This is a genomic window from Paenibacillus sp. FSL R7-0210 (assembly GCF_038009085.1).
In the GTDB taxonomy this organism is placed as follows: Bacteria; Bacillota; Bacilli; order Paenibacillales; family Paenibacillaceae; genus Paenibacillus_AQ; species Paenibacillus_AQ silagei.
The window spans coordinates 5,392,508-5,406,561 of sequence record NZ_JBBPAR010000001.1; the positions used below are offsets into that span (position 1 = coordinate 5,392,508).

Here is a 14,054-nt window from a genome sequence, read left to right on the forward strand (position 1 = left end):
GTCGTGCCTTACTGCTTGTCTGAGAGAATCAGCACTCCGCGCCCGGGAACTGGAGTGGAGCCGCTAAACTTCTTCCCGGTAAGCAGATCGGTCCGCTCTAGGGTACCGATATCCGCACGAAGCTCCTCTGCTGAATGGTTCAGCAGGAACAGATAGGATACGCCGTCCTTCACACGCTGAACGGACTCAATACCTTCCGGCGCGCTGACCAGCGGCGCAATGCCGTTATCGGCGCACAGGTTAGCCAGGAAGCCGCGTAGGAAGGCCGCATCCGGGCTGGTGGCCACATAATAAGCCTTACCAGCGCCGAAGCTGTTCACCGTTAGGGCAGGCATACCTTTATAGAAATCCGCACCATACTGAGCGAGCACCTCTGCGCCTTCGGGATGAATCAGGTCGCAGAGCAGGTCGCAGGCATAAGAACGGTTCAGAGCCCCCCATTCCTTATTCATTACGATTTCATTGCTCATGCCCGGCAGCAGGGCATCGATCTCCTCGGCCCAGATCCCCAGCACCTTACGCAGCTCTCCCGGATACCCGCCAACCGTAACCAGATCATTCTCATTAACAATCCCGCTGAAATACGTCGTAATGAAGGTGCCGCCTGCCTGGACGAAGGCTTCGACCTTCTCGGCGAAGCCCGGCTTCACCATATACAGCACCGGTGCAATGACAATCTTGTATCTCGACAGATCCTCTTCTACGCCGATCATATCCGCTTCAATATTCTGCTGATAGAGCGCATCATAATACTTATGGACCTCGTCCACATATTTCAGTGCAACAGACGGGCCGCTGGAGAGATCAAGCGCCCAGCGGTTCTCCCAGTCGTAGATAATCCCGATCTGCGTCGCACTGCGTGCATCCAGCAGCTCGCTGCCCAAGCTCTCCAGCTCCCGGCCCAGCTCAGCACATTCGCGGAATACGCGGGTATGCTCATGCCCTACATGCTCAATGACCGCTCCGTGGTATTTCTCGCAAGCGCCGATGGACCGCCGCAGCTGGAAGAACAGCACGGTGTCAGCACCGCGCGCTACCGCCTGATAGCTCCAGAGGCGCATGACGCCGGGACGCTTCAGGGAATTGTACGGCTGCCAGTTCTGCTGACTTGGCGTCTGCTCCATCAGCATGAACGGCTGGCCGTTCTTCAGGCCGCGCATAAGATCATGTGTCATCGCCGTATGGCTGACCGGCGTGTCCAAGGAAGGATAGTTGTCCCAAGAGATTACATCCAGATATTTCGCCCACTTGAAATAATCCAGCTCCGGGTAGAAGCCCATCATGTTGGTTGTAACCGGAATATCCTGGCTGTGCTCCTTGATTGCCTTATATTCGAGAATGTAACATTCCAGCAGGCTATCCGACATGAATCTCCGGTAGTCCAGAGAGATTCCCTGGAAGTTGGTCCGGTTGCCGCCCCACTCTTCACTGAGTTCATTCGGAACAACGATTTCCTCCCAGTCATAGAAGGTATGGCCCCAGAACCGGGTGTTCCAGGCTTTGTTGAGCGCATCCAGCGTTCCGTAACGTTCCTTCAACCAGACGCGGAAAGCCGCCTCGGACTGCTCGGAATAATCATATCCGCCGTATTCATTGGAGATATGCCAGGCCACCAGGCCCGGGTGATCCTTATAGCGCTCAGCCAGCTTACCGGCCAGCAGGGCCGCATATTTACGGTAGACTGCGCTGTTTGGATTGGAGTTGTGGCGACCGCCGAATTTACGCTTCCGGCCCTGAACATCCACGCGGGTTACCTCCGGATAGCGGTGAGCCATCCAGGCCGGATGTGCCCCGGTACCCGTAGCCAGACATACATATGTGCCGTTCTTATATAAGCGGTCGATTAACTCATCCAGACCACTGAAATCGTACGTATCCTCAGACGGCTGAATCAGCGCCCAGGAGAACACATTAATGGTGGCTACGTCTATGCCCGCGAGCTTGAACATCCGCTCGTCCTCCGCCCAGACCGGGGCCTCCCATTGCTCCGGGTTATAATCTCCACCGTACCAGATCTTAGGTAATTTCTCGTTGATCACGCTACGCACATCCTTTATAGTATAAGTATATTCTTATTTTAATCGCTACCTCAATCGCTATAAATATAATATTAATGAATTGGAATATAATAATATGGAACACCAGGAGATGAACTGGAATGTCACTGGATACCGTCCGCAGAATCGTATTCGCCCAGGAGAGCGGGCAGCTGCTCCCCATCACCCTCGACAGTATGGGTTATAACCCTGATCAGGAACAAGTCTCCCGGCCGCAAGGCTATCACACCTATCACTGGCTGCAGACGGCGCATGGCAGCGGGATGATCCACTTCGACAACAAGAAGCTCACCCTCACCGAGAGCAGCGGCATTCTGCTGATGCCGGGGACACCGCACCGCTATGAAGCACTCTCCTCAGAGACTTGGCGCACCTATTATCTCACCTTCGGCGGGACCTCAGCCCGGCATATTCTGGATTCGCTCGGGATGAACACCAGCCTGTTCTACCGCTGGGAGAGCGGGGCGCCGCTGAGCTCGATGCTGAAGGAGATGCTGGACCGCCACGATACTTCGAATGACATGTTCAGTCTCGGGGAATCCAGCGATGCCTACCGTTTCCTGCTGACCCTGAACAAATACGGGCAGCTGCATAACAACACGGCCATCTCCCGCAATGTGGACAAGCTTCAGCCGCTGCTGAAATGGATGGACAGCCATTATGGTGATCCCGAGGTAGGCCTCAGTGATCTCGCCTCCCGGCTTGAGGTGTCCGGCAGATATCTGAACAGCCTGTTCCTGCAGACCTTCGGGCTATCGCCCTATGCTTATTTCGTCCGGCTGCGCATCCGCAAGAGCAAGGAGCTGCTGGTTGCGAATCCCCAGCTTACCGTTAAGGCCATCTCGCAGCTGGTCGGCTTCCGCGATGTCAGCCATTTCGTAGCCACCTTCCGTAAGCAGTCGGCGGTTACGCCGGAGCAGTTCAGGAAGCTGCACTAACTCCTGAACATACAGAGACGGATACCATCCACCTAAGTGGGGTATCCGTCTTTTGCGGCACGAATATAGGATCTTATCCTACGTTTATGAATTCACTGCTGCCCGTTACTCCACAGGACCGCTGCCGTTCTGCATCCTGTCTGTCCCGCTCACCGCTTCCGGCAGCCCTGCCTTCAGCTCTTCGATGAACTCCCGGAACGCGCTCGTCATATAGAGGTCACGCCGCCGGATGAATACCGTCGGCACCTCCGCATACTTCTCGGGAAACGGATAGATCCTTATCCCCTCCGTGACATTCATCCGGGTGAAATAGGATAACGGCAGCACCGCATACCCTATTCCCGCCCTTACACAGCCGAGTAATCCCTCCATCGTCCCGAACTCCATCATCTTACCCAGCCGTCCGCCCTCTTCCGCCAGCCAGCTCTCCAGCTTGTTCCGGTACAGGCATTCTGCATTCAGCATCAGCAGGGTCTTGTCATGAACAGAGAGGATGCCCTGATAATCCATACTATCGGGAATCACCAGCCCGATCCGTTCGTGGATGAGCAGCTCCTGGACAATCTCCGGGTGCTCCACCGGCCCGTCCATAAACGCCCCCTGGACTTGATGCTGCAGAACCGACTCGATCAGCTCCCCCGCCCGTCCGACCTGCAGCTGCACCTCCACCTCCGGGTAGCATCCTCGGTAAGTGGACAGGATAGCAGGCAGCCGCACTGCCGCCGTCGTATCCGAGCCGATGGTAATCAAGCCTGTGGGCACTGGCGAATCCAGCACCGCCAGCTTCGCCTCATCCAGTAGATTAAGAATCTTGACCGTATACTCCATGAACGTCCGTCCGGCCGAGGTCAAGGTAATTCCCCGGCTATGCCGGTAGAACAGCGGAGTCTTCAGCTCCTGCTCCAGCTGCTGGATTCTTGCCGTTACATTGGACTGCACATAGTTCAGGCTTTGGGCTGCCTTAGAGATACTTCCTTCTTCGGCAACCGCCAGAAATACTTTGAGAAGACCCGTATCCACGCCGTATCGCTCCCCCCGGATCACCCATCAGCCGCAGTGATGGCCTCCATCATTTCCCTTCATTATACATGATCCGATACACCGTTTATGATGGAAATATAACAGGAATGCGAGACCCCGACTAAAAAATGGCTAGGAGTGAGAGCAGTGGAAAACAAAAAGTGGAAGTTCCAGCTGCCCGGTAATCCGGATGGCATAGAAATAGCTATCGGTACAAGTGAAATCAGAACTGTCCATGACCTCCTAAGCCGGTTCCGCCAAGAGGAGCTTATGGCGGCGCAGAAGCAGCAGGCCGAAAGACGGAAGCCACAGCCGAAAGCTCCTGTGGTCTCCCTGGCCTCCCGCATGCAGGAGAAGAGACGTCACCCTACTGCCTGACTCCAGCTTCCTGCAGGCCAGAGCTTACAGCTTGCAGAATCTGAACAGCAAAAGGCGGAAGCATGACGGTTCCAGTCTCCAGATTGCCGGTTAGCGCGCTGCGGTAGTGCTTCTCCAGCCGGATGCTCTGAGCCGTCCGGCTGAGGTTCAGCAGGAACAGCAGCTCCCGGTTCTCTCCTGTACGCTTGAAGGCCTGAACGCCCTCCGGTAATTCCGCGAACTGCTCAAGCCCTGCGTCCAGCGCGATATCCCCCAAAAGCTTCAGCCAATAATCCTCCCCGGGATCGGTTCCGATATAATATACCTTGCCCGCCCCGAAGCGGTTCAGTGTAGCCGCAGGAACTCCGGCATAGTAATCATCTTCATACCAGGCGATCGGCTCCGCTCCCTCCAGACAAAGAATGTCGCACCAGTGGCTGCATGCATACAGATTCCCTTCAGCATCACGGAGCGTATGAACCTCGTCTCCAACCGGATCATACTCCTCCACCGTTATGCCGGCCGCACGTGAGAACAGCCCGGGAAGAGGCTGCATTACACAGATATTATTCATGTTCTTCACACCGCTTCGGCTCATCAGAATGACTGTGCCGCCGCCTTCCGCAAAGGATTCCAGCGCCTGTGCCGCCTCTTCATCATGCAGGTACAGGCTCGGGACGATAACCAGCTTGTAGCCCTCCAGCGGCTGACGCCAGTCCACCACATCACAACTGATGCCCCGCTTGGTTAACGCCCGGTGATATTGCTTGATGTTATCATAATAGTCCAGCCCCTCCGCCTGGGGCTGAATCCGCAGCGCAGCCAACTGCTCGTGCGAATACAGGATAGCTGTCTGACTCATGACCAGTGTCCCTTCCAGCAGCGGAGCCAGAGCATTCACCTCACTGCACAGCTGCCCGAATTCGGCAAATCTCCGCCCGGGCACATTGCTGTGGTCGATGAGGCCGTGCCAGAACTGCTCTGCTCCGGCGGCTGCGCTTCTCCAGCGGAAATGCACCACGGTATCCGCACCTCTGGCAATCGCCTGCCAGGCATATGCACGGATCAGTCCGGGATACGGAGTGCGCCACATCGGGAACCAGCAGCCCGGAGGGCCGCTAAGCTGCTCCATGATCCAGAAGCCCCGGCGTTTAATCCCGCGGGTCAGATCCAGGGATAAGGCCCCGCTGTATGGTGCAGTGGCCTGTTTCTGAGGCGAAGGATTCGGATAGTAATCGAAGGCCGCCACATCCAGCTCCTCTGCCAGCCCGTGCATGTCCAGCCGCTGCGGATAACTGTGAAAGTTATGGGTGATAAAATGATGTGGGCAGATCGCCCGCAGCACATCAATCTGCGACTTCTGGAAGGCAATCACTGAATCCCATTGGAACCGCTGGAAGTCCAGCAGCAGCGAAGGGTTCTGAAAAGGTGAAGCGCCATAAGGAACTGTCACTTCACTCCAGCTGCTGTAGCTTCCGCTCCAGACCACGGTTCCCCACTCCGAATTAAGCTGTTCCAGCGTCCCGTACTTCTGCTGAACCCAGTCCCGGAACGCCAGGTTGCAGCTGTCACAGCGGCAATCCAGCATACTGAATTCGTTATCCGTCTGCCAGCCGATAACTGCAGGGTGGCTGCTGTACTGGCGGGCAAGCGCCTCAATAATCCGGCCGCCATGTTTCCGCAGGGAAGCGCTGTTATAACAGCGGTGGCCGCGCACGCCCGGATGGAAGACGCCGCCATCCGCGAGTATAGGCAACACATCCGGGTAAGCGGAGGTCAGCCAACGCGGCGGTGTTGCTGTAGGCGTCCCGATCACAATCTGAATCCCGTACGCATGGAACAAATCCAGCGCCCGGTCCAACCAGGCGAAGTCAAAGCTGCCGTCCGAAGGTTCCAGCCGGCTCCAGGCAAATTCCGCTACCCGGACAACCTTGACCCCGGTTTCCTTCATTAATTTGATATCCTTCTCCCACATGGACTCGTCCCAATGCTCAGGATAATAGTCGACACCGATTTGCACGTTGCTGTAATCATTCCGCTCCCGAATTGTGCCCAGCTCCCTCTTATCGTAATGTACAAGACTTTGATTCGAGTATACCTCAATCACCAGTTAGCCGAAAACCATAAAGGACGCCCCGCCTCACCTCATTCACTGAGATGGGCATGAGCGTCCCGGCCAAACCACTCTATCCAATCTGTTCCCTTTCAGATTATTTCTTCAGCTTATCCCAGGCAGCCTGCATGCCCTTCTCCCAGCCGGCTTCATCCACTTTGCCGGCAATCAATTCCTGAATGGAGCTGGCGAATTCCTGTGTAACGCCATCAGGGAATTTGGACGCCTGCAGCCCGTAGACCTTGCCTTCTTTTACATAATTCCAGACATCCGCACCCAGCAGACCGATATCCTCAGGGGTTGCCGGAATGGTGGACAGCGCAGGAATGAACTTCCATTTCTTCACGATATACTCTTTCCCCATATCCGAAGTGACCAGCCAGTTCAGGAACGTCTTCGCTTCTTCCTTGGAGCCGGATTCCTTGTTCACTACCAGGTTCGCCGGAACACCCACCGACAGCTTATCGTTCATCGCCGCATCATCGTTGATTGGCATCGGGAACATCCCGATGTTCATGTCCGGCGTAATGTTATCCACCAGGGTCTGTGCCCAGTTGCCTTCCTGCATCATAGCCGTTTCGCCCTTGGCGAACAGCGCCAGGTGAGTGTTAGCATCCGTGGTCAGCGGATTCTTCTGGCCGTATTTTACTGTCAGGTTCAGCAAGTTGCTCCAATCCTTGAACTTCTCATTCCCCACAATGGATGCAGTTCCGTCGTTCAGACCCTTGATGAATTCATCCACATTATCCTGCTGGGCAAAAGCTACGCTAATCCCCTGAATCCCCAGCAGCCACCATTCCTGATAAGCGTTGCCGAACGGAGTTACGCCAATCGCCTGCAGCTTTTTAGCTGCTTCTTCAAGCTGGGAAATGGTTTTTGGCGTCTCTGTAATCCCGGCCTTGGCGAACAGGTCCTTGTTGTATACATAACCGATTCCTTCAAGGTTCATTGGCATCCCGTAGGTTTTGCCGTCCTTGGTCATAGGTTCTGCTGCAAGTGGAATCAGATCCTTCACCCAAGGCTGGTCGGACAGGTCTTCGAGTTTGTCTTGCCACAGTGCCATTTCAGCATACCCGCCGTTACTGAAGATATCAGGAGCATCGCCGGAAGCGAATTTGGTCTTCAGCGCTGCACCATAGTCTGCGCCGCCGCCCACCGTCTGGATATCCAGCTTGATGTTAGGATGCTCTTTCTCGAATTCCACCTTCAGCTCATTCAGGCCTTCCACGATCTCGGTCTTGAACTGGAAAATCTTAACCGTCTTCACAGCGCCGCTGTTGCCAGCGCTTCCATTAGAAGCATTATTTGAGGCAGACTTATCGGCATTGCCGCCACAAGCCGCGAGCACTACTGACATTAGCATTACGGATGACATCATCAGTGCAGAATGTTTCTTCTTCATTAGATATTTCCCCCTTGAATAATTTAACTGCTTCTTATGTGGAACGGGAGCCCGGTGAATTAACCCTTCACCGAGCCAGCCGCTATTCCCTCAACAATGTAACGCTGCATGAACAGATAGAAGATGACGATCGGGGCAATCCCGATGGTCAGTGCCGGAAGCGCCATATCCCACTGCTTCGTATACTGGCCGAAGAAGGAGAAGGTCGCCAGCGGAATCGTCCGCAGTCCGGGTGCTTGAAGAATCAGAGACGGCAACAGATAGTCATTCCAGATTCCCAGCGCATTGAGCACGATAATGGTCATCAGCATCGGCTTGAGCAGCGGCAATACAATCCGGAAGAACGCGGAGATCGGGTTACAGCCATCCACCGTGGCCGCCTCTTCAATCTCCAGCGGCACAGACTTGATGAAGCCGTGGAACAGGAAGATCGCCATCGGAATGCTGAGGCCGAGATGGGAGATAATGAGACCTGTGAAGGAGTTATTCACGCCCAGGACGTTCACAACCTTCAAGATCGGAATCATAATCGTCTGGAACGGAACCACCATCGCCGCTACCATCAGCAGCAGCAGAATCTGGTTGAACCGGTTATTGGCACGCACCATGCGGTACGCCGCCATCGCACTGAACAGCGAGATCAGCGCTACACTGATGATCGTAATAATCAGCGAGTTGCGGAAGGCCTCGGAGAACCGGGCCAGCTTCCAGGCATTCGTATAGTTCGACCACATGAAGCTCTGCGGCCAGCTTGCCGCGTCGCTCAGAATCTCGCCGAAGGATTTCACCGAATTCGCCAACAGGAAGTAGAACGGAGAGAGGAACAAAAGCGCCAGAAGGATCATAATCACTTCAATGCCGATATTCCATCTGCTTTTGGTCTTGGCATTCATTAAGCTTCTACCTCCTTACTCTTCGTTATACGAACCTGAATGACAGTGATCAGCGCTACAATGAGGAAGAATAACAGCGCCTTAGCCGTACCCAGACCATAACGGTTGTTCAGGAAGGCTTCGTTATAGATGTTCATCGCTACAGATTCCGTCGATTTGAACGGTCCGCCTTTGGTCAGCGAGAGGTTCAGGTCGAACATCTTGAAGGACCAGGAGATCGCCAGGAACAGGCCAATCGTAACCGCAGGCATAATCAGCGGAAGGATGATGTTACGCAGCACCTGCATCCGGGAGGCGCCGTCAATCTCGGCAGCTTCCAGCACCTCTTTGGAGACGTTGCTGAGCGAAGCGATGTAGATGACCATCAGATAGCCGGAGGACTGCCAGATGAAGACCAGGACAATTGCCCAGAAGCCGGTGGTCGCATCCCCGAGCCAAGGAAGGTTGAAGAAGGACAGGCCTGTAAGATCGCCCATAGTGGCGAAGCCTTTGATGAAGATGAACTGCCAGATGAACCCGAGCAGCAGGCCCCCGATCACATTCGGCATGAAAAAAATGGTCCGGAGCATATTCCGTGTCTTCAAGGGTTTGGTCAAAAGATAGGCGAGGAAGAAGCCTACTACGTTAGTCAAGATCACACCCAGCACGGTGAATCTAACGGTAAACCAGAAGGATGACCAGAAATCGTGATCATTTGTAAAAATACTTTTAAAATTCTCAAAGCCGACCCAGCTTACATTACCGGATACGCCGTTCCAATCCGTGAAGGAGTAGTACATCCCCATCAGAAACGGAACAATCATGATCAAGGTAAAAAACAATAATGCCGGGCCAACGAAAAATACCTGCTGACCAAATTGGGACAATTTATTGCCGCGCATGTATGGCCCCCCTTTCTTTTACTCACTCACTTGTTTATGATCTAAAGATATTATCTGTTTTTTGCAGAGCCTCTTACACCTACGCAAGTGATCTTTAGGGTGTAAAATATTGACCTGGATGTGACCCGCCCCATGAAATGGACCAGTATCCGCACGAAGCTGATTGTCTTCCTGCTTGTGCCCACCTTAATCTGCATTATGGCTACGATGTATGTCAGCTATTCCCACACCACCAAGTCGCTGCGGGACCGGGCGGTCGATGAGAACAAGAATCTGCTCTATCAGGGCTACAAGAACATTAACAGTCTGCTGCAGGAGATTAACCGTCTATCGCTGAACGTTTATTCCGACGGCGATTTCTACCGGCTGCTGGAAGCCGGGTACGACGATCTGTCCTCCGATATTGCCATCTATAACTCGCTCAGCTATATCTCCACCTCGCTGCCCCACCTCTCACAGGTGTACTTATACAGTGTGAAAGACTCGAAGGCTACGCTGATTACCGACAATACAACACCCAAGCGCTGGCTGGCTAATGCCCCCTACCACCAGTCCAGTCTGAGCGGAAGCTCACCGGTAAGCGTGCAGAGTACACATCTGAGCAATGCTTACGGGCTAAGGCTGCCCTTAACGCAGTTTATACCGGAGCCGGTCTTTACGCTGCACCGCAGAATTGAGCGTATCCCTACCTCGCAGGCGCTAGGCTATCTGTCAATTGATGTGAAGCTGGCTGCCCTCAGTGAGATTGTGGACCAGCTGTACGAGCAGGATCAGGAGAAGCTCTACCTGGTGGACAGCAGCGGCAGGCTGGTCTACAGCCATGATTCCGGGCTGCTCGGCAAACCGCTGAATGCTGATTGGTATAACACTCAGATTGCGGACAGTACGCAGTTGCAGGGTTATTTTGAACAGGACAGCTCTGTATTCATCTATCAAAAAATCGACAGCATCGGCCTCGGCTGGACGCTCGTCAAGCAGATTCCCGTCTCCTACCTGTTCCGCGAAGCCAAGGAGGCCGCCGCGATCAACCTTCTGCTGCTGGCGCTGCTGCTGGTAACGATCATTGTTCTGACGATCCTTGTCTCCTTCCGGATTACCGCGCCGATCAAGCAGCTGACCCGGTATATGAATCAGGTCCAGACCGGGAATCTCAACATTGAGATCCGCCCGGCAGGTAACGATGAGATCGGGGTAGTCACCGAGCATTTCCGCAGTATGATGGATACGATCAACAATCTCATTCTGCGGGAGTACAGACTGGAGCTGGCGAGCCGGACCAATGAGCTGAGGGCGCTCCAGTCCCAGATTAATCCGCATTTTCTGAACAACACTCTCCAGATTATCGGTACGCTGGCCCTGGAGCTGAAGGTGCCGCAGATCTACGGCTTGCTGTCGGCTCTGGCCAAAATGATGCGCTACAGCATGTACAATGATGAGAAGGTGGTGACGGTCCAGAATGAGCTGGATCATGTCAAAGCGTATATCCAGCTGCAGAAGGAGCGTTTTGAGAACAAGTTCAGCTTCCGCTGTGAGGTGGAGGAGCCGCTGCTTCAGGCGCTGATGCCCAAAATGATCCTGCAGCCGATTGTGGAGAATTACTTCAAGCACGGCTTCCAGCTTGACCGCCAGGACGGATACATGGAGATTAACGTGGCCGCGCTAACCCCGGAGCGGATGGAGATCAGCATCGCCAACAACGGCCTCCCGATTCCGGCAGGACGGCTGGAGGCGCTGCGCAAGGAGCTGGAGCAGTCCAGCACCGTTGAAGAACGGGAGCTCCTGCAGAATGCCGGACAGGACAGCCCCAGCAGACGCGATGCACCGGGCGCGGGCATCGGCCTCGGCAATGTGCTGGCCAGGCTGCGGCTTGTCTGCGGCGATAACGCCCTGCTGACCGTGGATAATCTGAAGACAGGCGGGGTAATCATCCGCCTTGAAATCGATATTGTAGTGGAGAGTGAACGGATATGAAGGCACTGATTGTAGATGACGAAGCAAGAGTCCGGAAGGCCGTCCGCCTGCTGGTGGACTGGGAGGCCCATCAGATTGAGGAGATTCTGGAGGCGGGTAACGGCAATGAGGCCATCGGTCTAATCCGCCAGGAGAAGCCAGCGCTGGTCATTATGGATATGATGATGGAGTCCGGGAGCGGCCTGGAGCTGATGACCTGGGTGGATGAATTCGCAGGCAGCACCAAGTTCATTGTGGTCAGCGGGCATAATGATTTCGACTTCGTCCGCCAGACCGTCCGCCATGGCGGCATCGATTATATCCTGAAGCCGATTGACCCGGATATGATTAACAGCGCGGTCTCCAAAGCAGTATCCGCCTGGCGGGCCGAGGAGGCGGAACGCAGCCACCGCCAGCACCAGAACCTCCGGCTGAATGAGATCAAGCCGATCTTCGGGGAGAAGCTGCTGTCCGCATTGATCGACGACAAGGTGAATGCCGAGGCCTCGCTGCGCCGCCTGATCCATGACGGCATCATTCCGCCGGACATTAAGATTTCGCGTCTGCTCCTCGTGCAGACGGACAGCGGCAACAATCCGCTGCTGCGGCGCTTCGGCGGTGACAGCGAGCTGCTCTACTATGCCATCGTGAACATCTGCAACGAATTTTTGCAGCAGCAGGGCACGGGCATCGCCTTCCGCTATTGGGGCGGGCCGCCGGAGATTGCCATCCTGCTCTGGGAGCCGCATGAATCCGTCACTTCGCTGATTAGCCGGATGAATCAGGGCATCTTCCTGACGCTGCAATTCCGCATGCATTTCGGAATCAGCACGCCGGGCGCTTTCCCCGCGCATCTGCCGGCGGGACGCGCCGAAGCCGCCGAAGCGCTGCTGCGGCGGAATCTGCTCAGGCATGAGGATTACTGCCATTTTGCGGGAGAGGAGGCGCTGCCGGGCGCGGGGACAAGCATGGGAGCGGGCTCGGTGGCAGGCGGGGAGACTGATGTGGGTGTGATGACGGGCGGGAAGCCAGGCTTGGGTGCGGCGACAGGCGGATTGACTGGCTCGGGAACGGGCGAGGTGACTGGCCGGAAGTCAGGTGCGGGTGCGGGGCCGGGGTGGGTGACTGGCAATGGTGCTGGCGCAGTGACGGGCAGGGAGCCGGGGACGATACCCGGCGGGAAGCCGCGCGATAAACGGGAGACTGCAGTCCCGCTGAGCTTCGCCGATGTCCAGGAGGACTGGCGGATGGCAGTCATCAGCGGGACGCCCGAGGCCCTGACCGCAGCAGCGCAGCACTGGACCCAGGAGTTGAGCCGCCGGGGGGTGGTTACCCCGCAGATGCTGAACAACTGGAGGGCCGATGCGCTGCTGCTTCGCTCCCGGCTGGTCCGGGAGGCGCTTGGCAGCCAGGCGGCTAACGTGCTGGCTGAGCTTGAGCAAGGGGACCAGCAGAACCCCTCTCCGCAGCCCAGCGGCTATTCCTTCTCCCTGTTCACCTGGCGCGATTGGTCCCTTGCCTTCATGCAGCAGTTATCCCGGGCGCTCACGGACAAGCAGCAGAAAGAGCGGAACCCGATGACGGAGATCGTAAAATACATTGAGCAGAATTACCCCTCCGACCTCTCCCTTCAGGAGGTGGCGGGCAAATTCCAGGTCAGCCGCGAGTATGTCTCACGCCGGTTCAAGCAGGAATACGGCATCAACTTCTCCGACTACATCGTCAGCGTCCGCATCGAGAAGGCCAAGCTGCTGATGCAGAATCCGGGCCTCAAGCTGGCCCAGATCTCGGAAATGGTCGGCTTCCACGACGTCAAATACTTCAGCAAGGTCTTCAAGAAGCACACCGGCCATTCGCCGAAAGACTACCGGGATCAGGCGGAGCATTAAGCTCCGTCTGGGTGGTATGTGAATGCTGATTACTGGGGGAGAATGTATTCGGTTATTCGCCTACATTCGGCCGTGTTCCCTCGCGACGGTGCATTGTGTTCGGTTTTTCGCCTACATTTGCTCCGGTTACTTCACCCTTTTAGTCCTCCATGGCTCTTCACCCATCCACAGATGAAGAGCTGATGCTCTACTAGTAGCTCATCAGCTCTGAACGTGTGAAAATTACTTTAACTAATGGCTTGCTGAGTGGTTACTTCACCCCAATTAGGGGGCAAGGGGGAGGCTTAATTGTAATTCGTACAACTAAATCGTCCGATGTGCCGCCAAATCTCCGTTTAGATGTAGTTCGTGCAATTAAAATACCCCTATACCTGGATTTTCGTCCATCCGGGCAAATCTAGTTGCACAAAATACAATTAGAAGAGGAAGTCCATCTGTTTCACTGTTTTTAGTTGCACAGAATACACTTATCCCTGTTTTTTCGGTACGAACGCAGCTTCATCCCTTACCTCATTTATGGAATGAACTCACTTGTTTAATTCTGATGCTCTACT

General features: G+C 55.1%; 10 protein-coding genes. 4 read left to right on the forward strand and 6 right to left on the reverse strand.

Annotated features, from left to right (window positions below):
- Positions 1–8 precede the first annotated feature (8 nt).
- Positions 9–2,039: a beta-galactosidase gene (locus tag MKY64_RS22790; RefSeq protein ID WP_340955901.1), complete on the reverse strand. Its 2,031-nt coding sequence runs from the start codon at positions 2,037–2,039 to the stop codon at positions 9–11.
- 119 nt (positions 2,040–2,158) lie between these two features.
- Here MKY64_RS22790 and MKY64_RS22795 point away from each other — a divergent pair, with 119 nt between their 5' ends.
- Positions 2,159–2,995 carry an AraC family transcriptional regulator gene (locus tag MKY64_RS22795; RefSeq protein WP_340955903.1) on the forward strand — a complete coding sequence of 279 codons (837 nt, stop codon included), beginning with the start codon at positions 2,159–2,161 and terminating at the stop codon, positions 2,993–2,995.
- A gap of 105 nt (positions 2,996–3,100) precedes the next feature.
- Here MKY64_RS22795 and MKY64_RS22800 read toward each other — a convergent pair whose 3' ends face one another.
- Positions 3,101–4,015, reverse strand: coding sequence for a LysR family transcriptional regulator (locus MKY64_RS22800; RefSeq protein WP_051478504.1), 915 nt, complete (start codon positions 4,013–4,015; stop codon positions 3,101–3,103).
- Positions 4,016–4,162: 147 nt separating this feature from the next.
- Between MKY64_RS22800 and MKY64_RS22805 the strand changes: the two genes are divergently transcribed.
- On the forward strand, positions 4,163–4,393 hold the full coding sequence (locus MKY64_RS22805; protein ID WP_076078884.1) for a hypothetical protein: 231 nt from the start codon (positions 4,163–4,165) through the stop codon (positions 4,391–4,393).
- Here MKY64_RS22805 and MKY64_RS22810 read toward each other — a convergent pair.
- From MKY64_RS22810 to MKY64_RS22825, 4 genes are all read right to left on the reverse strand, one after another.
- Complete coding sequence (locus tag MKY64_RS22810) at positions 4,383–6,479, reverse strand: beta-galactosidase (protein WP_340955908.1); 2,097 nt, start codon at positions 6,477–6,479, stop codon at positions 4,383–4,385. The two genes, MKY64_RS22805 and MKY64_RS22810, sit on opposite strands and share 11 nt — an antisense overlap.
- Positions 6,480–6,582: 103 nt before the next feature.
- A complete protein-coding gene (locus tag MKY64_RS22815) occupies positions 6,583–7,887 on the reverse strand; it encodes an ABC transporter substrate-binding protein (protein ID WP_036731279.1) in 1,305 nt (434 codons plus the stop codon).
- Between the two features lie 59 nt (positions 7,888–7,946).
- Complete coding sequence (locus tag MKY64_RS22820) at positions 7,947–8,780, reverse strand: carbohydrate ABC transporter permease (protein ID WP_339253755.1); 834 nt, start codon at positions 8,778–8,780, stop codon at positions 7,947–7,949.
- Positions 8,780–9,661 (reverse strand): carbohydrate ABC transporter permease, encoded by an 882-nt coding sequence (locus tag MKY64_RS22825; protein WP_339253751.1) that lies wholly within the window; start codon positions 9,659–9,661, stop codon positions 8,780–8,782. The genes MKY64_RS22820 and MKY64_RS22825 overlap by 1 nt, the downstream gene beginning before the upstream one ends.
- 132 nt (positions 9,662–9,793) lie before the next feature.
- On the opposite strand from MKY64_RS22825, the gene MKY64_RS22830 reads away from it, so the two are divergent.
- Positions 9,794–11,632, forward strand: coding sequence for a sensor histidine kinase (locus MKY64_RS22830; RefSeq protein WP_339253749.1), 1,839 nt, complete (start codon positions 9,794–9,796; stop codon positions 11,630–11,632).
- Positions 11,629–13,500, forward strand: coding sequence for a helix-turn-helix domain-containing protein (locus MKY64_RS22835; RefSeq protein ID WP_339253747.1), 1,872 nt, complete (start codon positions 11,629–11,631; stop codon positions 13,498–13,500). The genes MKY64_RS22830 and MKY64_RS22835 overlap by 4 nt, the downstream gene beginning before the upstream one ends.
- The last annotated feature ends 554 nt before the right edge of the window (positions 13,501–14,054 follow it).